This window comes from Pusillimonas minor (genome assembly GCF_014237865.1).
Lineage (GTDB): Bacteria > Pseudomonadota > Gammaproteobacteria > Burkholderiales > Burkholderiaceae_B > Neopusillimonas > Neopusillimonas minor.
The window spans coordinates 146897-171261 of the sequence record NZ_JACJUU010000007.1; the positions used below are offsets into that span (position 1 = coordinate 146897).

The 24365-nt window shown below is 57.5% G+C and carries 25 protein-coding genes; 15 read left to right on the forward strand and 10 right to left on the reverse strand.

Annotation, left to right across the window (positions count from 1 at the left end; genetic code table 11):
• Positions 1–9 precede the first annotated feature (9 nt).
• Positions 10–1086: a 3-deoxy-7-phosphoheptulonate synthase AroG gene (gene aroG / locus GTU67_RS10400; RefSeq protein WP_185780001.1), complete on the reverse strand. Its 1077-nt coding sequence runs from the start codon at positions 1084–1086 to the stop codon at positions 10–12.
• Between the two features lie 285 nt (positions 1087–1371).
• Here aroG and ehuB point away from each other — a divergent pair, with 285 nt between their 5' ends.
• From ehuB to ehuA, 4 genes are read left to right on the forward strand one after another with little or no spacing between them, the layout of a single operon-like run.
• Positions 1372–2226, forward strand: a complete 855-nt coding sequence (gene ehuB / locus GTU67_RS10405) for an ectoine/hydroxyectoine ABC transporter substrate-binding protein EhuB (protein WP_185780002.1) — start codon at positions 1372–1374, stop codon at positions 2224–2226.
• Positions 2223–2879, forward strand: coding sequence for an ectoine/hydroxyectoine ABC transporter permease subunit EhuC (ehuC, locus tag GTU67_RS10410; protein WP_185780029.1), 657 nt, complete (start codon positions 2223–2225; stop codon positions 2877–2879). The genes ehuB and ehuC overlap by 4 nt, the downstream gene beginning before the upstream one ends.
• 19 nt (positions 2880–2898) lie before the next feature.
• Positions 2899–3591 (forward strand): ectoine/hydroxyectoine ABC transporter permease subunit EhuD, encoded by a 693-nt coding sequence (ehuD, locus tag GTU67_RS10415; RefSeq protein WP_185780003.1) that lies wholly within the window; start codon positions 2899–2901, stop codon positions 3589–3591.
• On the forward strand, positions 3588–4352 hold the full coding sequence (ehuA, locus tag GTU67_RS10420) for an ectoine/hydroxyectoine ABC transporter ATP-binding protein EhuA (protein ID WP_185780004.1): 765 nt from the start codon (positions 3588–3590) through the stop codon (positions 4350–4352). Before ehuD ends, ehuA begins: the two co-directional genes overlap by 4 nt.
• 61 nt (positions 4353–4413) lie before the next feature.
• Here ehuA and thpD read toward each other — a convergent pair whose 3' ends face one another.
• The 7 genes from thpD to GTU67_RS10455 form a co-directional block, all read right to left on the reverse strand.
• A complete protein-coding gene (thpD, locus tag GTU67_RS10425; RefSeq protein WP_185780005.1) occupies positions 4414–5334 on the reverse strand; it encodes an ectoine hydroxylase in 921 nt (306 codons plus the stop codon).
• A gap of 19 nt (positions 5335–5353) precedes the next feature.
• A complete protein-coding gene (locus GTU67_RS10430) occupies positions 5354–5752 on the reverse strand; it encodes an ectoine synthase (protein ID WP_093971338.1) in 399 nt (132 codons plus the stop codon).
• A complete protein-coding gene (ectB, locus tag GTU67_RS10435) occupies positions 5749–7056 on the reverse strand; it encodes a diaminobutyrate--2-oxoglutarate transaminase (protein ID WP_185780030.1) in 1308 nt (435 codons plus the stop codon). Before ectB ends, GTU67_RS10430 begins: the two co-directional genes overlap by 4 nt.
• Positions 7057–7190: 134 nt before the next feature.
• Positions 7191–7736: a diaminobutyrate acetyltransferase gene (ectA, locus tag GTU67_RS10440; protein WP_249417679.1), complete on the reverse strand. Its 546-nt coding sequence runs from the start codon at positions 7734–7736 to the stop codon at positions 7191–7193.
• 8 nt (positions 7737–7744) lie between these two features.
• Positions 7745–8290: a MarR family winged helix-turn-helix transcriptional regulator gene (locus tag GTU67_RS10445; RefSeq protein ID WP_185780007.1), complete on the reverse strand. Its 546-nt coding sequence runs from the start codon at positions 8288–8290 to the stop codon at positions 7745–7747.
• Positions 8291–8501: 211 nt separating this feature from the next.
• Positions 8502–9959, reverse strand: coding sequence for a metalloprotease TldD (tldD, locus tag GTU67_RS10450; RefSeq protein ID WP_185780008.1), 1458 nt, complete (start codon positions 9957–9959; stop codon positions 8502–8504).
• A 25-nt stretch (positions 9960–9984) separates the two neighbouring features.
• On the reverse strand, positions 9985–10800 hold the full coding sequence (locus GTU67_RS10455; protein WP_185780009.1) for a carbon-nitrogen hydrolase family protein: 816 nt from the start codon (positions 10798–10800) through the stop codon (positions 9985–9987).
• 254 nt (positions 10801–11054) lie between these two features.
• Between GTU67_RS10455 and GTU67_RS10460 the strand changes: the two genes are divergently transcribed.
• The gene (locus tag GTU67_RS10460) at positions 11055–11405 is read left to right on the forward strand and encodes an H-NS histone family protein (protein WP_185780010.1); all 351 of its coding nucleotides are present in this window, start codon (positions 11055–11057) and stop codon (positions 11403–11405) included.
• Positions 11406–11441: 36 nt separating this feature from the next.
• Here GTU67_RS10460 and GTU67_RS10465 read toward each other — a convergent pair whose 3' ends face one another.
• Positions 11442–12077: a DUF4136 domain-containing protein gene (locus GTU67_RS10465; protein WP_185780011.1), complete on the reverse strand. Its 636-nt coding sequence runs from the start codon at positions 12075–12077 to the stop codon at positions 11442–11444.
• Positions 12078–12193: 116 nt separating this feature from the next.
• Here GTU67_RS10465 and pepN point away from each other — a divergent pair, with 116 nt between their 5' ends.
• Together pepN and GTU67_RS10475 are read left to right on the forward strand one after the other, a co-directional pair.
• Positions 12194–14896 (forward strand): aminopeptidase N, encoded by a 2703-nt coding sequence (pepN, locus tag GTU67_RS10470; RefSeq protein WP_185780012.1) that lies wholly within the window; start codon positions 12194–12196, stop codon positions 14894–14896.
• Between the two features lie 58 nt (positions 14897–14954).
• Positions 14955–15965 (forward strand): class 1 fructose-bisphosphatase, encoded by a 1011-nt coding sequence (locus tag GTU67_RS10475; protein WP_185780013.1) that lies wholly within the window; start codon positions 14955–14957, stop codon positions 15963–15965.
• On the opposite strand, the gene GTU67_RS10480 is transcribed toward GTU67_RS10475, so the two are convergent.
• Positions 15962–17452 (reverse strand): helicase HerA-like C-terminal domain-containing protein, encoded by a 1491-nt coding sequence (locus GTU67_RS10480; protein ID WP_185780014.1) that lies wholly within the window; start codon positions 17450–17452, stop codon positions 15962–15964. The two genes, GTU67_RS10475 and GTU67_RS10480, sit on opposite strands and share 4 nt — an antisense overlap.
• A 73-nt stretch (positions 17453–17525) precedes the next feature.
• Here GTU67_RS10480 and GTU67_RS10485 point away from each other — a divergent pair, with 73 nt between their 5' ends.
• The 8 genes from GTU67_RS10485 (at position 17526) to GTU67_RS10520 (ending at position 24220) form a co-directional block, all read left to right on the forward strand.
• Positions 17526–18257 (forward strand): YebC/PmpR family DNA-binding transcriptional regulator, encoded by a 732-nt coding sequence (locus tag GTU67_RS10485; protein ID WP_185780015.1) that lies wholly within the window; start codon positions 17526–17528, stop codon positions 18255–18257.
• A gap of 20 nt (positions 18258–18277) precedes the next feature.
• Positions 18278–19567, forward strand: a complete 1290-nt coding sequence (gene purD, locus GTU67_RS10490) for a phosphoribosylamine--glycine ligase (RefSeq protein ID WP_185780016.1) — start codon at positions 18278–18280, stop codon at positions 19565–19567.
• Positions 19568–19624: 57 nt separating this feature from the next.
• Entirely contained in the window at positions 19625–20533 is a 909-nt protein-coding gene (gene hemF / locus GTU67_RS10495) for an oxygen-dependent coproporphyrinogen oxidase (protein WP_185780017.1), read from the forward strand.
• Complete coding sequence (gene nadD / locus GTU67_RS10500; RefSeq protein ID WP_185780018.1) at positions 20524–21120, forward strand: nicotinate (nicotinamide) nucleotide adenylyltransferase; 597 nt, start codon at positions 20524–20526, stop codon at positions 21118–21120. The genes hemF and nadD overlap by 10 nt, the downstream gene beginning before the upstream one ends.
• Before the next feature lie 36 nt (positions 21121–21156).
• Entirely contained in the window at positions 21157–21564 is a 408-nt protein-coding gene (gene rsfS, locus GTU67_RS10505; protein WP_185780019.1) for a ribosome silencing factor, read from the forward strand.
• A gap of 15 nt (positions 21565–21579) precedes the next feature.
• On the forward strand, positions 21580–22050 hold the full coding sequence (gene rlmH, locus GTU67_RS10510; RefSeq protein ID WP_185780020.1) for a 23S rRNA (pseudouridine(1915)-N(3))-methyltransferase RlmH: 471 nt from the start codon (positions 21580–21582) through the stop codon (positions 22048–22050).
• A gap of 15 nt (positions 22051–22065) precedes the next feature.
• Positions 22066–23499, forward strand: a complete 1434-nt coding sequence (gene pyk, locus GTU67_RS10515) for a pyruvate kinase (protein ID WP_185780021.1) — start codon at positions 22066–22068, stop codon at positions 23497–23499.
• Between the two features lie 133 nt (positions 23500–23632).
• A complete protein-coding gene (locus GTU67_RS10520) occupies positions 23633–24220 on the forward strand; it encodes a Maf family protein (RefSeq protein ID WP_185780022.1) in 588 nt (195 codons plus the stop codon).
• The last annotated feature ends 145 nt before the right edge of the window (positions 24221–24365 follow it).

The following is a 24365-nucleotide window of genomic DNA, read 5'->3' on the forward strand; positions in this document are numbered from 1 at the left end:
AAACCTTTGTTAGTTGTCGAGGACGCTGGCGACGGCCTCGCGACGCTTCTTGACCGCCGCGGCCAGGCGCTCGAGCATGCGCACGGAGGAATCCCAGTCAACACAGCCGTCAGTGATACTCTGGCCATACACCAGGGGTTGCCCGGCCACCAGATCTTGACGGCCCTCGACCAGATGGCTTTCGATCATGACGCCAAACAAGCGCTCGTCGCCGGCTTCCATTTGACGCGCGACGTCGTCGATGACCGCCGGTTGATTGCGGTAATCTTTATTGCTGTTGGCATGGCTGGCATCAATCATGATGCGCGGGCGCAAGCCCGATTTGGCCAGTACGGCCGACGTTTCCTCGACGCTGGCGGCGTCGTAGTTAGGTTGCTTGCCACCACGCAAAATAACGTGACAGTCTTCGTTGCCGGCGGTAGACACAATGGCCGAATGCCCCCCTTTTGTGACCGACAGGAAGTGATGTGGTTGCGAAGCTGCCTTGATGGCGTCGACGGCAATTTTGATGTTGCCGTCTGTCCCGTTCTTGAACCCCACCGGGCACGACAACCCCGACGCCAACTCGCGGTGAACCTGGCTCTCGGTGGTGCGCGCGCCAATCGCCCCCCAAGAGACGAGGTCGGCAATGTATTGCGGGGTAATCATGTCGAGGAACTCGCAACCGGCAGGCAAGCCCAGGCTATTGACCTGCAACAGCAATTCGCGCGCGGTGCGCAAACCCAGGTTAATGTTGAAGCTGCCGTCAAGGCCAGGATCGTTGATTAGCCCTTTCCAGCCAACCGTCGTGCGCGGCTTCTCGAAATACACCCGCATAATGATCTCGAGCTCGCCACTGAAGCGGTCGCGCTGCGCCTTCAGGCGCCCCGCGTATTCAAGGGCGGCATCGACATTATGAATCGAGCAGGGCCCGATTACCACGACCAGACGGTCATCGGTGCCGTGCAGGATATTGTGGATGGCCGACCGCGCAGCATAAACGGTTGACGAGACCGCCTCGGTGGCAGCAAACTCGCGCATGACATGCGCGGGCGGGCTAAGCTCCTTGATTTCTCGGATACGTAGATCATCGGTGTTGTAAGGCACTTGCGACTCCTGAACGATACAAAAAAAGCCGCCTAGCGACGCTGGCGGCTTTTTGGGAATTTTGTTTGCTACGAGGTAATACGTTTCTTCCCTTCCCCCACCAGACGTGTCGGAAAAGTAAAAAAATAAAAGAAGAAAAAGTTCGTAGCACGGTACATAGGGGCCTATCCTAGCACAAGAACAGTCCGATCCGCAACGACTTATTGATTTGTATACAAATGATTATGTGCGCTATGATTTTTCTTCGTATCATTGATGATGAAACCATAAAAAGAAGAGGATCACATGCCAACATTCAGCAACGTCGCGCGTCGCCTGGCTGCTCTTGCCTTAGTTTGGGTTTGGGCCATACCCGCTCACAGTGACACCCTCGCGCAAATTCGCGAGCGCGGCACGATCCGTATCGCCGTGGCTAACGAAATCCCCTACGGCTACACCGACCTGTCGGGCGAGGCCAAAGGCGCGGGGCCCGACGTTGCCCGGCACATCGTCAAAGCCTTGGGCATCAAGAGCATCAAATGGGAAACAGCCAGCTTCAGCGCGCTGATTCCGGGGCTGAAAGCCGGCCGGTTCGACATGGTGGCAGCCGAAATGGCCATCTTGCCGCAACGGTGTCAGCAAGTCTTGTTTTCCGAACCCAACACCTCATATGGCGAGGGCTTGCTTGTCTCCCGCGACAACCCCAAAAACATCAACAGCTTCCAGCAATTCAGCCAACCCGGTATGAAAGTGGCCATTATGGCGGGCGCTGACCAACTTGAAATGCTTCAAGCCATGGGCGTACCCGAAGCAAACATGGTGACCATTGCAAACAACGCCGACGCCATATCGACGGTCGCAACCGGACGAGCCGACGCTTACGCTGCCACCAGCCTTACCGTGACCGAACTGGCCGCCAAAAGTGACAAGGTCGAGCAGGCCGCCAATTTCTCCGACCCGGTCATTGGCGGCGCGCCGGTACGCAGTTGGGGCGCCTTTACCTTCGCGCAGGGCTCAGAATCGCTGCAGCAAGCCGTAAACGAAGCGCTGGCCGCCTTCAAGAAAACCGATGAATGGCAGGCCATTTTGCGTAACTACGGCTTCTCTGAGGCCGATATTGAACAGTCGACACAACGCACGACCCAACAACTGTGTTCATAAGCTACTTGCCGCCACTGCTCGAGGGGGCATGGGTCACCGCCCAGTTGGCGGTCTACTCCACCCTGCTGGGCGCATTGCTGTCGTTTACGCTGGGCATCGGGCGCCTTTCAAAACACACCTGGCTTCGCCTGCCCAGTATCGCCGTCATCGAGCTGTTCCGCGGTACGTCGCTTCTGGTGCAGCTTTTCTGGATTTACTTCGCCCTGCCCCTGCTTGGCGAAACCCTGGGCCTTGATTTTCGGCTTGACCCGATGCTGGCCGGCACCATCGCCCTGGCATTGAATATTGGCGCCTATGGGGCCGAAGTTGTACGCGGCGCGTTGCAATCGGTATCGAAAGACCAACATGAAGCGGCGCGAGCACTGAACTTTACAGATCGCCAGACATTGTGGCGCATCTGCCTGCCGCAGGCCCTCCCCGAAATGATGCCGAGCTTCGGTAACCTGGCCATACAAAACCTTAAAGACACCGCCTTGGTGTCGCTAATAAGCCTGGGCGACCTGGCCTTTCGGGCTGAACAAATCCGTAACTTCACCCAAGACAGCACAACCGTTTATACCTTGCTGCTGTTCATGTACTTTGGCATGGCACTGATGCTTGCAGCGTTGATGAAACTGCTGGCACACCATGTTGGCCGCTGGCGCCACTCGTAACGCCGCAAAGGACCACACCATGCTGTTTGGTATCGAATGGAACACCGACTCGAACTGGCTCTTCGCGGCCTCGATCTTGCCCATCTTGCTGCGCGGCCTTTGGGTGACGCTGCAGGCGACGGTTATCGGGTTTGTACTGGCGGCGTTATTCGGCCTGCTGCTTGCCGCCCTGAAAAGCGCACCCTTGCGCGTTGTGTCGTGGCCGGCCCGGTTCGTCAGCGAGTTTTTGCGCGACACACCCTTACTGATCCAGCTGTTTTTTTTGTACTACGTGTTGCCCGACTACGGCATTGTGTTGCCCGCCTTCATGACGGGCGCCCTGGCCCTGGGCCTGCAATACAGCGCCTACACCTCCGAAGTGTACCGGGCAGGCATCGAGGCTATACCCCGCGGCCAGCACGAAGCCGCCAAGGCACTTGATTTTTCACGCCTGCACACGTTTCGCATCATCGTCCTGCCGCAAGCCATACCCAGAATCATCCCGGCGCTGGGCAACTACCTGGTATCCATCATGAAAGACGTCCCGTTGCTGTCGGTGGTATCGGTGCTGGAGATGCTCAATGTGGCAAAGATTATCGGCGATCGCACGTTTAACTATTTAATACCGCTGTCCATGGTGGGCGGGCTTTACCTGCTCATGACGCTTGTGGCCGCCGCCGGCATTCGCGTTCTGGACAAGCGTTTGCCGCAACAAGGGATACCGTTACGATGAACACCCCCATCATCCGCTTTGACAATGTCGTCAAACAGTTCGGCGAGGCTCGCGTCCTGAACGGTCTGAACCTCGCCATCGAGGCCGGCGAGAAAGTAACGATTATCGGCCCGTCGGGCTCAGGAAAGTCCACCGTCCTGCGCATTCTCATGACGCTCGAACCGATCGACTCGGGTGTGGTTTATGTGGCCGGCCAGCCGCTATGGCACGAACAGAAAGCCGGTGCACTGATGCCTGCCTCGGCCAGACACCTGCACGACATGCGCAAACACATGGGCATGGTGTTTCAGCAGTTCAACCTGTTTCCCCACATGACCGTACGGCGCAATATCACCGAAGCCCCGATCCATGTGCTGGGGCTATCCAAACAAGAAGCCAACGAACGCGCCGAACATTATCTGGCGCTGGTCGGGCTTACCGACCATGCCGACAAGTTCCCGCGTCAGCTTTCAGGCGGCCAGCAGCAACGCGTGGCCATTGCACGCGCCCTGGCCATGAAACCACGCATCATGCTGTTCGACGAGCCCACCTCGGCGCTCGACCCCGAGCTGGTGGGCGAGGTGTTGCAGGTCATCCAGCGGCTGGCCAGCGAAGACGACCTGACGTTGCTGCTGGTCACCCACGAGATGCAGTTTGCCCGGGAGATTTCCGACCGGGTTGTGTTTTTCGACAAAGGAGAAATTGTCGAAGAAGGCGACCCCGAAACCCTGTTCACCGCGCCGCGTGAAGCGCGGACCCGCGCATTCCTTAAGCTGACATAAAAAAAGCGTTGCGAAAGCAAACGCTTCACAACGCCAAACAAACCATCAATGCCTTTGCCGGTCAGATAGCGGCTGCCTTGGCTTCGAGTGGCTCGAGAGGAACAAATTTCTTGCGGGTGGCAATGTATTCGGGACGCGGCTTAAGGCCGTTTCTGGGCGCCTCGAGTGTGTTTTCGATGCTGTTGTACACCATGAACACATTGGCGCGCGGCCAAGGCGAAATGTTGCTGGCCGAACCATGCATGGTGTTGCAATCGAAGAAAATCACCGACCCGGCCCGCGCAGTCGCCGCCTGTATCCCCCCCTGCTCTACCAACAGTTGCAAGCTGATTGGGTCGGGTACACCGAACTCTTGTTTTTTCAGCGACTGCTTGTAGTGGTTATCGGGGGTTTCGCCCTGGCAGGCAATAAACTGCTGGTGCGAACCTGGCACAAGCATGAGCGGGCCATTGCACGCGTTGTTGTCGGTCAGCAGCACCGAACAACTTAACGCCCGCATACGCGGCATACCGTCTTCCACATGCCAGGTTTCGAAGTCGGAGTGCCAATAAAACTCTTTACCTTTGAAGCCCGGCTTAAGATTTGCCCGCGACTGGTGAATATATACCTCGGAACCCAACACCTGGCGCGCCACGTGAATAAGGCGCGGGTCACGCGCCAGCCCGGACGCCATGTCGCTCAGCTCGTGCATCCGGAATATCGAACGTACGGCATCGCTGCCGGGTTCGGTAATGGCTTCATCGAGCTTCACGACATCCGGGTCTTCGCTCATGCGCTTGACCTCGGCCAGCATTGCCTGCACCTCGTCCGGGTTGAACACATCGTGCAAGACGATGAAGCCATCCCGGGCATAGGATTCGAGCTGCGCTTCGGTCAGCGCCTGAGCGTAGGTACCCTGGGCATAAACGACAGGGTCCTGGCGCGCAATAATGGCTGACGTGTTGGCATCACGCGAAGAATAAATATCTTGTAGTGTTGTCATACAGTCCTCCTGGAACAAATCAAACCGCGTCGGCGACCTCGGCGGGATACACGCCGTCGGCATCGTGTACTTCTTTGCCGGTAATAGGCGGGTTGAACACACAAATCACACGCAAAGGCTCTTTACCGCCACGCAGCCAGTGCTCGTCGTGCTGGTCGAGTGCATAGACCACGCCTGGGCCAAGTGCATACTTTTTGCCGTCGGCAATAGTTTCAATTTCGCCATCGCCCTCAACGCACCACACGGCTTCAAGATGGTTCTTGTAGTGAATGTGCGTCTCGGTACCCGGGAAAATAATCGTTTCGTGAAACGAAAACCCCATGCCGTCTTTTTTTAACAAAACACGGCGGCTCAGCCAGTTTTCGGTAACCACTTCCTGGTCGGTACCAATTACATCTTTAACATTCTTGACGATCATCGACGCTTACCTCCAAATTTCAAAACTTTTGCACTGACGCCGCGGGCCTCGAACACTTCCGCCACGCTGCGCTCAATAATTTCGAGCCCTTTCTTCAGCTGCTCTTCTTCAATGGTCAGGGCAGGCAACAACTTAAGAACCTCGTCATTGGCGCCTGATGTTTCAATTACCAGCCCATGCTCGAACGCCTTGGCCGAAATGGCATTGGCAAGGTCGTCGTCGGCCGGCGTCACCAGACCTTGAATCAAACCACGGCCACGAACACTCAGGCCTGCTGACGGATAGCTCTGAACAATGCTTTCCAGACGATCACGTACGATTTCAGCCTTTCGGCCAACCTCTTTTTCAAAGCGGTTATCGGCCCAGTAGCTATCGAGAGCCTGAGCTGCGGTAACAAATGCAAGGTTGTTGCCGCGGAAAGTGCCGCTGTGAGAACCAGGCTTCCAGACGTCGAGCTCGGGCTTCATCAGCACCAGCGACATCGGCAGACCAAAACCGGACAATGACTTGGACAGCGTGATGATATCGGGGCTGATACCCACCGAATCAAAACTGAAGAAACTGCCTGTGCGACCGCAACCGACCTGAATATCATCGACGATGAGCAGCATGTCGTACTTGCGGCAGAGCTTTTCAAGGTCGCGCAACCAGCGGTGCGTTGCCACATTGACACCGCCCTCGCCCTGAACCGTTTCAACAATCACGGCAGCGGGCAGATCCATACCGCTGCTGGGGTCTTCCAACATGCGCTCGAAATAATCGATTGTGTTGAAGTCGGGGCCCATATAGCCGTCGAAGGGCACAAACGTGGTGTTGGCCAACGACACGCCGGCTGCGTCACGGAATTTCTGGTTGGCGGTCACAGCCAACGAACCGCCACTCACGCCATGAAAGCCGTGTGTAAAGGCAACCACGTTTTGACGGCCTTTGACCAGGCGCGCCAGCTTGAGTGCGGCTTCGACGGCATTGGTGCCTGTCGGGCCGGTGAACTGCATTTTGTAATCCCAACCGCGCGGCTTGAGCAGCACACGCTCGAAGGTTTCCATAAAGTATTTTTTGGCATCGGTCGCCATATCAAGGCCATGGACCACACCGTCATCTGCAACGTACTCGATCAGCTTTTCTTTCAGTACGGGGTTGTTGTGGCCATAATTCAAGGTGCCTGCACCAGCGAAAAAATCGAGATACTCGCGACCTTCCTGATCGAACAGCACAGACCCCTTTGCTTTGCTAAAGATAACGGGGAAGGACCGGATGTAGCCTCGAACTTCAGACTCCATCCGGTCAAAAATATTTAAATCCATCATTGTGGTTTCCTCTCGATTTTGAAGGGGCTTAGCCCGGAAAAATTGAACGACCGGTGACCGGCTTTCTTATTAATGAAGTGAAACATTGCGTGGCGTATATGGCGGCCCAAGTGGCCGACCCACCCGCTGCACTAGCCCGGCAGGGCCAGCGGCCCCAAACGAAGCAGTCTTTCTTCTTCGTGGGCCTGTTCGCCAAAGTGATGCGTTTCAAACAGCGCAGATTCGTTGATTTGCGTTTTAAGGCGACGGGCCAGCGAGGAAAACATGCCACGCGAGGCTGCGTTGTCGGGCCCAACGGTGGTTTCAATAAACCGGACCCCGGACAGCGATGGGCGCTCGAACAAAGACCGAAGCATGGCGCCCCCCAGGCCCAGACCGCGGGCACTTTCGTGCACGGCAACCTGCCAGACAAACAATACGTCGGGCGTTGCCGGCGGCACATAAGCCGATACAAACCCTTGCAGCTCGCCCCCGGGCGCCTGAGCGACAACGCAAGTGTCGGGGTGGTGATGCGCCAGCAGCAAGTAAACGTAAAGCGAATTAACGTCGAGCGGCGGGCAGGCCCGGATCAGGCCATGAATGGCTTTGGCGTCGTCAAGTTGCGGCCGGCGCAATGCAGGCATGACTTTTGCGTCAGTATTGGCCGCGATTGCTATTGATGAATCGTCTGTCGTCATGGCGGGCTTCATTCAACCGCCAGACCAGACTCGGGCAGCGCGCCCGTGTCGGGAACTTCGAGAATGGGCGAAGCCAGATCGGCCGCTGATTCGGGCGGCGCAACGCCGCCGGACTCCATCAGGTCGACAATACGCTCGAGCGACAAGGTAATGGTGGCTTGCTCGAGCTCGGGCAGCTCGTTCAGGGCGTCGGCCAGCTTTTGCTGCAATGGCGAGGGCGTGCCCTTGGCCAGCGCAATGCCGGCTTCGGTTGCCGAAACAAAAACAATACGACGATCTTCGCGGCCGCGCTCGCGCCGGACCAAACCTTTGTCTTCAAGGCGGTCGAGAATACCGACCACGGTACTGGCGCTAACGTGTACCTCGCGACTGATGGCTGTTGCCGTTAGCGGACTGTTTTCGACCACGGCGCGCAGACAGATAAGCTGTGGCGCCGTGATGTTGCTGACGGCCGAGAGCTGGCGCGAATGCAGCGCCACCGCACGGGTAATACGGCGCAGTGCGCGCAAGATGCGCAGGTCGTAGGCCTGGATGTTTTCTGGCGTATTCGTCATGGTACGAAACATTCCAATAAAATTAATTCGCACCGAAACTATAAGGGCATTAAAGATTGCTGTCAAGGGTAAATGGTGTGCCCGCAAGGCAAAACAAAAGGCGGCGCCCAAAACCATTTGGACACCGCCCTGATTGTTTAATGCCCGGCCCTGATGATTAGGATCGGGTAGAAACGCTTTACCTGATTAACAGACGCGCAGCAGGTTGACCCTAAGCCGTGCCCCCAACGGTAAGGCCATCGATACGAATCGTGGGCATGCCGACACCGACCGGCACGCTTTGGCCCTCTTTGCCGCAGGTACCCACACCCGAATCTAGTTGCATATCGTCGCCTACCAGGCCAACGCGATTCATGGCATCGGGGCCATTACCAATGAGCGTTGCCCCCTTAACAGGGCGAGTGACCCGACCATTTTCGATAAGGTAGGCTTCGGATGCCGAGAACACGAACTTGCCGCTGGTGATGTCGACCTGCCCGCCGCCGAAATTGACGGCGTACAGACCTTTTTTTACCGACGCGATGATTTCTTGCGCCGGCGTTTTGCCCCCAAGCATGTAGGTGTTGGTCATGCGCGGCATGGGTAAATGCGCAAACGACTCGCGGCGCCCGTTACCCGTCACGGGCGTCTTCATAAGACGCGCGTTCATGGTGTCTTGCATGTAGCCCTTCAAAATACCGTCTTCGATCAGCACGTTACGTTGTGTGGGGTTACCTTCGTCGTCGATATTAAGTGACCCGCGCCGGTCGGCCAGCGTGCCATCGTCGACCACGGTAACGCCCTTTGCAGCCACACGTTCGCCCACTCGGCCCGAAAAAATACTGGAGCCTTTCCGGTTGAAGTCGCCCTCGAGCCCATGGCCGACGGCTTCGTGCAGCAAAATACCCGGCCAGCCCGAACCCAGCACGACCGTCATTTCGCCGGCAGGCGCTGCGACCGCCTCCAGGTTGGTCAGCGCTTCGTGGGCTGCCCGCTGGGCATAGCTGCGCAAGATATCGTCGGTGAAGTATTCGAGCCCGGCGCGCCCGCCGCCGCCTGCATGCCCCATTTCGCGACGGCCGTTACGCTCGGCAATAACCGTAAGAGACAGCCGCACGAGCGGCCGCACATCGGCGGCCAGACGGCCGTCGCTGCCCGCCACCATGATGACGTCGTACTCGGCGCCCAACCCGGCCATGACCTGAATAATGGCCGGATCGACCGCACGCGCCATGGCTTCGACGCGCTCGAGTAAAGCAACTTTTTCGGGAGCCGACAGCGTAGTGACCGGGTCGACAAAGGGATAGAGGGTGTGATCGAAGTCTTTGGGGCCGGCCACAATTTTTTGTTTGCCCGAACCTTTAGCGCCAATAGACCGTACCGCGCGCGCCGACGACAACAGCGCGTCGGGCGAAAGCGTATCGGAATAGGCAAATGCAGTTTTTTCGCCGCTGATGGCGCGTACACCCACCCCTTGACCAATAGAGAAACTACCGGTTTTTACGATCCCTTCTTCCAGGCTCCAACCTTCGCTGCGTGTGTACTGAAAGTACAAATCGGCGTAATCAACCTTGCGGGTAAAAATTTCGCCCAGCGCCCGCGCCATGTCGGCTTCGCTCAGCCCCCACGGGTCGAGCAAGAGCGACTTTGCCGTCGCCAGGGCGGTAATACCGGGTTCAGAGATTTTCATAGATGGACAACTACCTTAATAAGATTCAGAGTACACGGTGCTGCAAGGCCGGTAAGGCGTTGCGGACGTCGGCCATGCGCTGCAGGTCGAGTGTGCCGGCGGCAATGCCGGGCCCTTCGGCGACACAATCGACCACGTCGCCCCAAGGATCAACCAACATGGAATGGCCCCAGGTACGGCGACCATTTTGGTGTTTGCCCCCTTGGGCCGCAGCCAGCACATAGCACTGGTTTTCGATAGCGCGGGCCTTGAGCAGGGTTTCCCAGTGCGCAGAACCGGTGGTATAGGTAAATGCGGCCGGGACAACAATAAGAGACACCGCGCCAAATGCCCGATACAACTCGGGAAAGCGTAAATCGTAGCAGATCGACAAGCCGACCTTACCGACCGGCGTTTCAAAACTTTGCGGCGGGTTTTCGCCTGGGCGAATAGACACCGATTCGTCGTAAGCCTCGGTGCCTTTACGAAAACCAAATAAATGGATTTTGTCGTAGCGCGCCACGACCTCGCCCGCGGGGTTAAACACCAGTGTCGTGTTGTAGATGCGGTCGGTATCGGGGCTTTCAAGGGGCAATGTGCCGCCCACCAGCCATACCCCATGGCGTTGCGCCTGCTCGGCCAAAAAATCTTGCACAGGCCCACTGCCGGGTTTTTCGCGAATAGTCACCTTATCGGAATCGTGATGCCCCATCAAACAGAAATATTCGGGCAAAGCCAATAAGCTGGCGCCGTCGCCGGCAGCCCTTTCTATTAATTGCCCGGCCTGCAATAGATTATCGTCTACCGAAGCCGACGACACAGTTTGCAAAGCCGCCACACGAAAACCCTGACCACCCGACATAATCACACCACCTTAAATACCTGATAAAACCATTATAAATTTGATTGAGTTAATTAAAAAATTTTTAGCGCAAACAAAAACAGCAAGCAATTGATTAAAAAGAGTTTATTTTTTAATTACTCTAATGAACAAGACACTCGAAAAAAATCACAGACCAGAACAAACAAACCGAACTTGAAAATGAATTTTTTTTATTTAAAATCTAGGGGCAAAACAAAACGATTTCAGTTCAAATAACACATAACAGGCCAAACATGACACGCGATTCTTATGCTGCTTTACAGTCAAAAATCGAAAAAGAAATTGTCAGACTGCAAAAGCAGGCTGAAGCACTTAAAGCCAAACAACGCGCCCCTATTATCAAGGCCATTGTGCGCGACATGCGAGACTACCAAATAACGCCCGAAGACATTGCGGCGGCATTTAACAACAAGTCGCGCAGGTCTGCAAAACCGGCCGATCCAAAACCCAAAAAAACGGTGCCCCCAAAATTTAAAAATCCCGAAACCGGCGACACCTGGACGGGCCGTGGCAAGCCACCACGCTGGATTACCGACGCCGAGGCTGCCGGCAAACCTCGCGACCACTTTTTAATTCAGCCCTAAGCCAAAACGGCGCCCGCAGCCAACCACAACACCCACCTAACGCGATATTTCGTACGAAATATCGCGGGTGCTGCCGTTATTTGCCGGAAACCCATCGAATATGGCGCGAACCAGGTAAGGCATTACCTGGTTTAAATTATCTTCTGACGACACACTGACTGCTGTCGATCGATACACCTCGGCGCCATCACGGGTTTTATCTTTAATGACCAACGTTAATGTGTTTTTATAAACAGTCACCGGCACATTAACAACCGGTGGCGAATAAAACACGCCCCCACCAAAGCCAAAATGCCCACCGTAATAACCGCCCCAAGGGTATAGGGGCGGCCCGAAGTAGGGGTCGGCATACTGCTGCACCCAGGTCTGGCTGACCGGGTTCTGATAACTGAACGAAACCTCAAAGCGCGCGGCCTGATTTCCGGTCGCTTCGATTAACCCTGTGCGGCCCGCCGACGCTCTGACCATATCGGCATAAGCCTGGTATTCGAGATTATTTTGCTGGCCCGGCTGGGGGTGCAAACGGTAATACTGCCCTTGCACATCGGCCGGCCACTGCGCATATGTGGTCACACGGGCAGACAAAGTCGACGCGCAACCGCCCAAAAACAGCACGCTTGCAAAAACAGCCAGAAAACGGGCCCAGAATGCCCTAAATAACGTGAAACGCATGATGACACCTTCCCTGCAAGTTGTATAACGACCCAAACATTACAATACACTTTTAGCTGCGTCTGCAGCGTAAACACTGCGTTACATTGTGCGGTTCACCCAACAGGTTTACAACTATGCGTACTGACACGGCACCCACCATTCTGCGGCAAGACTACACCCCCTATCCTTTTCGAATTCCGACAGTCGACCTGACCTTCGACCTGGCGCCCGGGTTAACGCAGGTGCACAGCCGCCTGAGCGTCGAGCGCATTCACCCCGAAGCAGCGCCGCTGGTCTTGAACGGAGAGGCGCTGAACCTGATATCAATCAGCATTGACGGCCATGTCTTGTCACCCGAGCACTATCAGCTGGACGACCACCAACTCATCCTGCACCCTGAAAAAGCCGCATTCACGCTGGAAATTATCAGCACTTGCCGCCCCGCCGAAAACACCTCCCTGATGGGCTTGTACCAGTCGGGGCACAGTCTGTTCACCCAGTGCGAGGCCGAAGGTTTCCGACGAATCACCTGGTTTGCAGACCGCCCCGACGTCATGTCGCGTTATACCGTCACCCTGCAGGCCGACAAAACTCAATTTCCGCATTTGCTTTCAAATGGCAATTTGCTGCACCACCAGGCGCTGCCCGACGGCCGTCACCAGGCGGTCTGGGAAGACCCCCACCCCAAGCCCTGCTACCTGTTCGCCCTGGTTGCCGGTGACTTCGACTGCCGCGAAAAAACCATCACCACCCGCAGCGGCCGCCAGGCACTGCTTCAGGTTTACTGCGACAAAGGCGACTATCCCCGCACCGCATGGGCGCTCGACTGCCTCGAACGTTCGGTACTCTGGGACGAAAGCCGCTTTAACCTCGAGCTCGACCTGGACCGTTTCATGATCGTCGCGGCGCGTGACTTCAACATGGGGGCCATGGAAAACAAAGGGCTGAATATTTTCAACTCAGCTTACGTCCTGGCCGACGCCCAAACGGCTACCGACGCCAGCTTTGAGGCCATCGAAAGCGTCATTGGGCACGAGTATTTTCATAACTGGACGGGCAACCGGATTACCTGCCGCGACTGGTTCCAGCTCTCGCTAAAAGAAGGGCTTACGGTGTTTCGCGACCAGGAGTTCTCGGCAGACATGATGGCGCGCGGGCTGCCCGACAGTGCCGCCCTGAGCGCCCGCACCGTCAAACGTATTGATGATGTCACTGCCTTGCGTACGGCGCAGTTTCCTGAAGACGCCGGCCCAATGGCGCACCCGATCCGCCCCGACAGCTACCAGGAAATCGGCAATTTTTATACCGCCACCGTCTACGAAAAAGGCGCTGAAGTCATCCGGATGCAGCACACCCTGTTGGGCGAACCCGGTTTTCAGGCCGGGATGGCCGAGTACTTCCGTCGGCACGACGGGCAAGCGGTCACCTGCGACGACTTCGTCAATGCCATGGATAGCGTCTACCGTCAGCAGGCGCCCGGCAAAGACCTGGCCGCGTTTCGACGCTGGTACGCACAAGCCGGAACGCCCCGCGTGAGCGTAGACCTTCAATACGACCCCCAGACCGCACAATGCGTGCTGACCCTTAGCCAACGGTGTGACCCCGTTGGCGTCGAAAAATTACAGAACCCCGCCGTGGCCAAACCACCGCTGCATATTCCGTTTGCGTTGGGCCTGCTGGGTGCCGACGGCAGCCCAATTTTGCTTGAAACCGACGGCCTAAGCGGCGAAACGCTCGTGCTTGACCTTACCCAGACCACACAAACCTGGGTGTTCAAAAACGTGACCCAGCGCCCGGTACCGTCGCTGTTGCGCAACTTCTCGGCCCCGGTCATCGTCGAATACAACTACACCGACGAAGAACTAGCCTTGCTGGCCAGAAAAGACCCGGAGCCGTTCTCGCGCTGGGAAGCCGGGCAGAGCCTGGCCACCCGCTGCTTGTTGGCCATGGCCGGCAAACAGGGGCAAAGCGGCACCGCAAAAGCCGCCATCGACCTGCTGGCCGCAACCTGGGCCGATATCGCTGGCGACGCATCGCTCAGCCCGGCTTATAAGACACGCGTCTTTACCCTGCCCTCAGAACGTGTTCTGCTGGAAAAAATGTCGCCCATCAACCCACCCGCCCTGGCGCTGGCCCGACGGGCCCTGCGCCGGCAATTGGGCCAAGCGCTGCAAGACACCTGGCAAACGCTGTATGACGACATGTGCGCTACTTTGGATGGCCAAACCTACAGTCCCGACGCCGCGTCAGCAGGAGCCCGCGCGCTTAAAAACTGCGCCCTGGCCTACCAGGTTGCCGCTACGGTGTCGGGCGCGCTAGAACGCGCTGAACGCCAGTATTACAACGCCGACAACATGACCGACCGGATGGGGGGGCTGACACCGCTGGTCAATCACGCGCCCGAAGATGTCAAAACCCGCGCCTTGGCCCACTTCTACGATCAATGGCAAGCCAACCCGCTGGTCATCGATCGCTGGTTTGCCTTGCAGGCCACGGCGTCAAGCACCACAGTCGCCGATGTCCAGGCCCTGATGGCCCACCCCGCGTTTACATTGCGCAACCCGAATCGCGCCCGGTCTCTGGTGTTCCAGTTTTGCCTGAACAATATTCAGGGCGTGTACTGCGAAGCAGGTTATGCTTTCTGGGCCGAACAGGTCATGGCACTGGACCAGATCAACCCCGAAATCGCCGCACGACTGGCACGGGCCTTCGATCACTGGGGAAGACTTGTTCCCAAAGAGCGCCAGGCCATCAAGCTTCAGCTCGAAAAGATCATGCAAAGGCCATCGCTGTCGCGCAACGTCTACGAAATCATCTCGAAGGCGCTAACGCTTTAACGCGCCGCATAACCCCGGCATTGCATAACAAATACTCTCAATCACACAGGAGCACGCTGTGAAACGCAAAACCCTGACCCAGTATCTGGTCGAACAACAACGCCTTAAAGGCGCCGTATCCGCAGAGGTTCGCCTGCTGATCGAAACGGTAGCCCGCGCCTGCAAAGCCATCAGTCACGCCGTCGGCAAAGGCGCCTTGGGCGGCGTCCTTGGCAGCCTTGAAAGCGAAAACGTTCAAGGCGAAGTCCAGAAGAAACTCGACGTCATGTCGAACGAAATTCTGCTGGAAGCCAACGAATGGGGCGGGCATTTGGCCGCCATGGCGTCAGAAGAAATGGAAACCATCCACCGCATTCCGCACCGTTACCCCAAAGGCGAATACCTGCTGTTGTTCGATCCCCTCGACGGCTCGTCAAATATCGATGTCAACGTATCCATCGGGACGATTTTTTCGGTGCTGCAGGCGCCCGCCGACGCGGCCGGCCGCGACATTGAAGAAAAAGACTTTTTGCAGCCCGGCAGCCGCCAGGTGGCCGCCGGCTATGCCGTGTACGGCCCGCAAAGCATGCTGGTGCTTACGGTGGGCACGGGCGTTGTGGGCTTTACGCTCGACCGCGAAATGGGGTCGTGGGTCTTGACCTCGGAAAACATGCAGATCCCCGAAGAAACCGCCGAGTTCGCCATCAATATGTCGAACATGCGCCACTGGGAGTCGCCGGTCAAGCGTTACATCGACGATTGCCTTGCCGGCAAAACCGGCCCCCTGGCTAAAGACTACAACATGCGCTGGATCGCATCGATGGTGGCCGACGTACACCGCATCATGACGCGTGGCGGCATTTTCATGTACCCGCGAGACGCTCGCGCTTCAGGCAAAAAAGGCAAGCTTCGTCTGATGTACGAAGCCAACCCCATGAGCTTTCTGGTCGAGCAGGCCGGCGGTGCGGCCATTGATGGCGACAAACGCATCCTTGACGTCACCCCCGACGGGCTGCATCAGCGCATCGGCGTCATTTTGGGTTCTAAAAACGAAGTCGAGCGCGTGCAGCGTTACCACCTCGAAGACTAACGACGACCGGTCAGCGAGCCCAGCACGCCGCGCAGCAACTGCGTGGCGGCTCGCCTGACCATGCTTTTGGCCACCGATTGCACCACGCCGTCTCGACGCCCGCCACGCGGGCCGGTGCTGCCAAACAAAAAGTCGCTGACAGCACCCACAACCCCGCTGTCTTGCCCGCCGGCCTCTTTTTTTTCGGGCGCGGCATCGGCAACACCCCGGTTGGCGCGCTCAAGCAGTACTTCGTAGGCCGACTCACGATCGACGGCCTTGTCGTATTTGCCCCCCAACAACGATGCGGCCCGAATGGCTCCGCGCTCGGCGTCGGTGGCCGGACCAATACGGCTTCCGGGAGCCACCATCCAGACGCGCTCGGTGACGGTGGGGCGGCCTTTTTCGTCGAGCACCGACACCAGCGCCTCGCCCACCCCCAGCTCTGTAATGGCTGCCTCGATATCAAGGCCAGGATTAGTCCGCATGGTTTGCGCCGCCGACCGAACCGCCTTCTGGTCGCGCGGCGTAAAAGCACGCAACGCATGTTGCACCCGATTACCCAGCTGCCCCAATATTGTTTCTGGGATATCCAGCGGATTCTGGGTCACAAAATAGACGCCCACAGCCTTTGAACGAACCAGGCGCGCAACTTGTTCGATTTTCTCGACAAGCGCGCGAGGCGCATCGGAAAACAGCAAGTGGGCTTCATCGAAGAAAAACACAAACTTGGGTTTTTCAAGATCGCCGACCTCAGGTAAGGTTTCGTAAAGTTCGGCCAGCATCCACAACAAAAACACCCCATACAGCCGAGGCGACTGCATCAGGCGATCGGCCGCAAGAATATTGACAACCCCCTGGCCTTTTTCGTTAACGCGGATCAGATCATGAATGTCGAGCATCGGTTCGCCGAAGAATTGCTCGGCCCCCTGAGATTCGAGCCGCAACAGACTGCGCTGTATCGCACCGACAGAGGCCGCCGACACATTACCGTATTGCGTACGGATTTCGGCCGCCCGATCGGCGACGTTTTGCAGCATGGCGCGCAAATCTTTCAGGTCGAGCAGTAATTGTCCTTCGTCGTCAGCCACCTTGAACACCAGGTTAAGGATGCCCTCTTGGGTATCGTTGAGTTCAAGCATGCGGGCCAGCAAAAGCGGGCCCATATCAGACACCGTGGCGCGTACCGGGTGCCCTTTTTCGCCGAAGACATCCCAGAACGTTACTGGACAGCCCCCCCACACCGGCTCGGGCAGACCCAATCGATTAAGGCGCTCTTGAAGTTTGGGGTTAGGTTGGGCGGCCTGCGAAATGCCGCTGAGGTCGCCTTTGACATCGGCCAGAAACACCGGCACCCCGGCTTGTGAAAACGCTTGGGCCATGACCTGCAACGTAACCGTTTTACCGGTGCCTGTGGCACCCGTGATGCAGCCGTGACGATTGGCCAACGCGGGCAGCAGCCGCACTTCGGTTACTGCATTTTTACCCAGAACAATAGGATCAGCCATGAGGGTTACCTTGAGAGTTGGTTGAACGCGCTAAAATCATAATCTTTATTCAGACAAACCACAGATCACGCATATGGCCGGACACAGTAAATGGGCAAATATTCAGCACCGTAAAGGGCGTCAAGACGCCAAACGGGGCAAAATCTGGACAAAAATCATCCGCGAGATCACCGTTGCGGCGCGCGCCGGCGGCCCCGACCCAGACGCCAACCCGCGTTTGCGTTTGGCCTGGGACAAAGCCACAGCGGCCAATATGCCCAAAGACAATATCGTGCGGGCCATCACCCGGGGCACGGGCGGCGGGGACGACTCCAACTACGAAGAAATCCGCTACGAAGGCTATGGGGTTGGCGGCGCGGCCGTCATCATCGACTGCATGACCGACAACCGCATGCGCACCGTTGCCGAAGTACGGCACGCCTTGTCAAAAAACGGTGGCAATCTGGGCGTCGAGGGCTCTGTGGCGTTCCAGTTCAAGCACTGCGGGCAATTTTTGTTCGCGCCGGGCACCTCCGAAGAGAAAGTCATGGAAGTCGCCCTTGAGGCGGGCGCCGACGACATCGAAACCGATGATGACGGCATGATCGAGGTCACCTGCGAGCCTACCGTCTACGCGGCCGTCAAAACGGCATTCGCCGACGCCGGCCTGGCCCCCGAGCTCGAAGAAATCGTCATGAAACCCCTGAACGAAACCGAGTTAACGGGCGATGATGCCGAAAAAATGCAGAAAATGATCGACATGCTCGAAGGTCTGGACGACGTTCAACAGGTCTACACCACAGCCGTCTTCAACGAAACTGATTAACTTCCGGTCAAATTAACACTATGAAACTTCTAGTCATTGGCGGTGGTGGCCGCGAACATGCCATCGCCTGGCGTCTGGCGCAATCCGAGCGTGTCGAAAAGGTATTTGTCGCGCCGGGCAACGGCGGTACCGCCACCACCGAACTGCTCGAAAACATTGCCCTGACCGACCATAACGCCTTGGTCGACTTCGCCAAACGCGAAGCCATTGCGTATACCGTGGTCGGGCCCGAGGCCCCTTTGGCGGCCGGTATCGTCGACGCGTTCCGCGCCGCTGGTCTTAAAATTTTCGGGCCGACACGTCAGGCGGCGCAACTCGAAAGCTCGAAAGACTACGCCAAAGCCTTCATGATGCGCCATAACATCCCCACGGCGGCGTATCAAACGTTTACCGACCCGGCCAAAGCCAAGGCGTACATCGAAGCGCAAGGTGCGCCCATTGTGGTCAAGGCCGATGGCCTGGCAGCCGGCAAGGGCGTTGTCGTGGCCGAAACCCAGCAAGAAGCGCTGGACGCCATCGACAACATGCTGGGCGGTGGCACCCTGGGTGAAGCGGGTGCACGCGTGGTTATTGAAGAATGCCTGGTGGGCGAAGAAGCCAGCTTCATGGTGATGTGCGACGACCAGCAAGTACTGGCCATGGCCACCAGCCAAGACCACAAGCGTCTGCTCGACAACGATCAGGGCCCGAATACCGGCGGCATGGGTGCGTATTCTCCCGCGCCTATCGTCACCCCTGCCTTGCATAACCGCATCATGCGCGAAGTTATCCAGCCAACCCTGCAGGGCATGGCCAAAGACGGCATCCCGTACACCGGCTTTTTATACGCCGGCCTCATGATCGGCGACGGCCCCGATGCAACGCGCCCCATCAAGGTGCTCGAATACAACTGCCGCATGGGCGACCCTGAAACCCAGCCCATCATGATGCGCATCAAAAGCGACCTGGCCACCGTATTCGAACACGCCGTCAATGGCAGCCTCGAAGACGCCGTCATCGAGTGGGACCGCCGCACCGCGCTGGGCGTTGTTGTCGCCGCTCATAACTACCCAGCAACGCCGCGTACGGGCGACGTCATTAGCGCATTGCCCCAAAACACTGACACCTGTCGCGTTTTCCATGCCGGCACCGCGCTCGATAACGGCACCCTTAAAACCACGGGCGGTCGCGTGCTGTGTGTAACCGCGCTGGGCGAATCGGTCAAACGCGCCCAAGAGGCTGCCTATCAGGCCGTACACCACGTGCAATTCGATGGCCGGCAATACCGTTCCGACATCGGTTGGCGCGCCCTACCCCGCGAAGCCGAATAACCGGCTGCAGCCTGCAGCATCCCATGCTGCGGGCACACCATACCAAGGTCAATTTTTATGGTCGTTCCTGTTTCTACCGCCTACGATTACTTCATCGATCTGCAATCGCGTATTGTTGCCGCCCTCGAGGCCGCAGATGGCACATCGTTCCAGTCCGACAGCTGGACCCGTGACGAGGGTGGTGGCGGTTTATCGCGACTGCTAGAAGGCGGCCCCTTGCTTGAGCGTGCAGGCGTCTTGTTCAGCCATGTTCAGGGCAAAACGCTGCCGCCGTCGGCCAGCGCGCATCGCCCCGAACTGGCCGGGCGTGCCTGGGAAGCCATGGGGGTATCTATGGTCTTGCATCCGCGCAACCCGTATATCCCGACCACCCACATGAATGTACGCATGTTTGTGGCACGTGCCCCCGAAAACGGCCAGGGCGATGACGTCTTCTGGTTTGGCGGCGGGCTCGACCTGACCCCATACTACCCGTTCGAAGAAGATGCCAGGCATTTTCACCAGGTATGCGCCAACGCTCTTAAGCCTTTTGGCAACGACAAGTACCCCGCCTACAAAACGTGGTGCGACCAGTATTTCTATTTAAAGCACCGCAACGAAACCCGCGGGGTGGGCGGCATTTTCTTCGACGACCTGAACGAGGGCGGTTTCGACCAAAGCTTTGCACTGGTGCAATCGGTAGGTAACTGCTTTCTTGATGCCTACATGCCTATCGTCGAAAAACGCAGGCACCTGGAATATGGTGAGCGCGAACGTGATTTTCAGGCCTACCGTCGCGGCCGATACGTTGAATTCAACCTGGTATTCGACCGCGGCACCTTGTTTGGTTTACAGTCGGGGGGTAGAACCGAATCTATCTTGTTGTCGATGCCGCCGCTCGCAACCTGGCGCTACAACTGGGCGCCCGAACCCGGCACACCCGAGGCGGCATTGGCGCCCTACCTTAAACCACGCGAATGGCTTTAAAAAAAATTGGACTTCTCGGTGGCAGCTTCGACCCGGTACACAGGGCACACATTGCCCTGGCCACCGCCGCCCGCGACAGCCTGCTGCTAGATGAGGTCCAGTTAATCCCTGCGGCAGACCCTTGGCAACGGGCACCACTTAAGGCGACGGCCCGCCAGCGTTGCGATATGCTCCGGCTGGCCATGCAGGCACAGCCCAAACTTGTCATCAACCTCATCGAAATCGAGCGTGGCGGTAAAACCTACACCATCGACACGCTTGAAAGCCTGCCGCGCAACGCCCAGTATTTCTGGGTCCTGGGCACCGACCAACTGGCCAATTTTTGCTCCTGGCACCGGTGGGAAGACATCCTGATTTACGCCCACCTGGTGGTGGCCAAACGACCGGGCACGGCCCTCGAAGCCCCCGCGCCGTTGCAATACCTGCTCGACACCCTGAAAAAACCCATTATCGAGCTTCCCTTCGAACCCATGCCCGTTTCGGCAACCCACATCCGCAACGCCATAGCCTCGAAAACAGCTATTGAGTCATTTGTAGACCCTGCCGTCGAGCAATACATACAACAACACCGCCTCTATCAATCGTGACGATACTGCTATCGTCAACCCTCATATCTACTGCACATGAACCTACAAAAATTACAACGCCTTGTCATCGATGCCCTGGAGGACGTCAAGGCGCAAGACATCAAGGTCTTTAACACCACCGACATCACCAGCATGTTTGACCGGGTCATTATTGCCAGTGGGACATCAAACCGGCAAACCCGTGCGCTGGCAAACAGCGTGGCTGATGCCGCGCGCGCACACAAAATCCCCATTGTTGCCTTCGAAGGCCAGGATACCGGCGAATGGGTACTGCTCGACCTGGGCGATATTGTTATCCACTGCATGCAGCCCGAGATCCGGCGCTACTACAACCTTGAAGAGGTCTGGGGTGGCAAGCCGGTACACGTCAAACTCTTGCCCCAGTCGTCGGCACAACCCGAACTGGGCCCCTACGAAGACGAGGAAGACGACGACACGCTGTAAGCCAGGCGCCCACCCATGAAGCTCATTGTGATCGCCGTCGGCGTCCGCATGCCCGACTGGGTGCAAAGCGCCTGGAGCGATTACGCGCGCCGGCTTCCTGCCGACTGCGCGCTTGAACTGAAAGAAATCAAGCCCGAACCCCGGACAAGCGGCAAAACACCTGCACAAATGATGCAGGCCGAAGCCCGCCGCATCGAATCGGCCATCCCGGCCAATGCTTACCTGATTGCCCTGGACGAGCACGGGCGGGATCTGACCACGATGAAGCTGGCCGCCGAGCTCGAAAAGTGGCGCTCTGGCGGACAAGATGTGGTTTTTTTGATCGGCGGGCCCGACGGCCTTGATGCCGATCTGAAGCGACGATGTGATAGTCTTCTAAGACTGTCTTCAATGACGTTACCGCATCCGATGGTCAGGGTCGTCCTGGCCGAGCAGCTGTATCGTGCTTGGGCCATCAACACCAATCATCCTTACCATCGGGCCTAACCAGAGCGCCCGACCATGCAAAAACGCCGTACCAAAATTGTGGCCACACTTGGCCCAGCCAGTTCGTCCCCTGAGGTTATCGAAAAACTCATATTGGCCGGCATGGACGTTGCACGGCTTAATTTTTCTCATGGCAGCGCACAAGATCATCGTGAGCGCACAGAACTGGTACGCGCCCTGGCGGCAAAGCACAAACGACGTGTGGCCATTATGGGCGACCTTCAAGGCCCCAAAATACGTATTGCCAAATTTCGCAACCAACACGTCGATCTGGTCGAAGGCAACACGTTTACGTTGTCCAATTTGCACCCCAACGACGAAGGCGACGACACGATTGTCGGCATTGACTACCCAAGCCTGGTGCGCGACTGTCGGCCCGACGACGAGCTGTTGCTAGATGACGGGCGCATAGTGCTGCGGGTCGACCGTGTCGACGAGCACGCAGTCTATACCACCATTACCCAGGGCGGGGTCTTGTCCAACAACAAAGGCATCAATCGTCGGGGCGGCGGGATTTCTGCCCCCACCCTGACCGAAAAAGACAAGGCCGACATCAAAACCATCGCCGAGCTCGAACTCGACTACGTCGCTGTGTCCTTTCCCCGATACGGGCACGACATCACCACGGCACGCGAACTCCTTGAGGCGGCCGGCAGCCAAGCCTGGATCATTGCCAAAATCGAACGCGCCGAGGCTGTGGCCGACGACGCCGCCCTTGACGACCTGATCGCAGCCAGCGACGGGGTCATGGTGGCGCGCGGCGACCTCGGCGTCGAAGTCGGCGACGCGCGCTTGGCTGGTATCCAGAAGCGGATTATTTTGCACGCACGTACGCTGAACAAGCTGGTGATTACGGCAACGCAAATGATGGAGTCCATGGTGTCGAGCCGGTTGCCTACCCGCGCCGAAGTATCCGACGTTGCCAATGCCGTTCTCGACTACACCGATGCCGTCATGCTTTCGGCCGAATCGGCCGCTGGGCAATATCCTGTCGAAGCGGTCGCGGCCATGGCCCGAATTTGCCTTGGCGCCGAGCAAGAGCCCGGCACGACCAAGTCAAAGCATCGCATTGGTGAAACCTTCAACCGTTGCGACGAAACCATTGCCTTGTCGGCCATGTATGCCGCCAATCACTTTCATGGCATCAAGGCCATTGTCAGCCTGACCGAAAGCGGCCATACACCGCTCATCATGTCGCGAATCCGGTCGGGGGTGCCTATTTATTGTTATACGTCTCACCCGGCCACCGAGCGCCGTGTCGCCATGTTCCGAGGTGTGTACGCCCTGCCCTTTGATACCAACGTCGTGGCCTGGGAAGCCATCGGTGATACCGCCGTGCGCGTGCTCGTCGAGCAGGGGCACCTAAAAACCGGCGAGTGGGTCATTATTACGAAGGGCGACACGCCGCACGACGGCGGCACCAACAGCATGCGTATCGTTTGCGCCTGATGCCTGATGCCTGATGCCTGAGGGCTGATGGCTGATGGCTGATGGCTGATGGCTGATGGCTGATGGCTGATGGCTGATGCTTGACAGCGCCAGTCAGCAGGAAAAATACCTACTATTAACCTTGTTACACGCCATGTCGATTTATCTTGCCTCTGCCAGTCCCAGGCGCCACGAAATACTTTTGCACATGGGCGTCGCGCACGATATCCTGATCGTGCCTGCGCCGCCTGGCGCCGACGAACCCCAGCACCCCGGCGAAACACCTGAAGCCTACGTACTGCGTACGGCCCACGACAAGGCCGATTTGGCCGCTCAATGGATAGAAGCAGCCCGATTACCGCAAAAGCCGGTGCTGACCGCTGACACCACGGTATCCATCGAAGGGGAAGTGTTGGGCAAGCCCTTGTCAGTTGACGACGCGCGGCAAATGCTTGAACGCCTGTCGGGCAAAACGCACCAGGTGCAAACGGTGGTGACTTTAACAACCCATGGGCGCCGCGACGAGCGCATTAGTACCACTGCCGTGACCTTTGCAACGCTGACTACATCTGAAATCAATGCCTACAGCAGCAGTACCGAGCCGTTTGGCAAGGCAGGCGGCTACGGCATCCAGGGCAAGGCCTCGATGTTCATTGCCGGCATTTCAGGCAGCTACAGCGGCGTGATGGGCCTACCCGTATTCGAGACCGCGCAGCTGCTTAAGGCGCACGGCCTGCTTTAAAGTATACGCCGGTAGCCTGCACTGCAAAGAAAAACGCCCCGCAAAGTTATTGCGGGGCGTTTTGGAATAAAAGCCTGACGATGACCTACTTTCACAGACGTTAATCAACTATCATCGGCGCAGAGGTGTTTCACGGTCCTGTTCG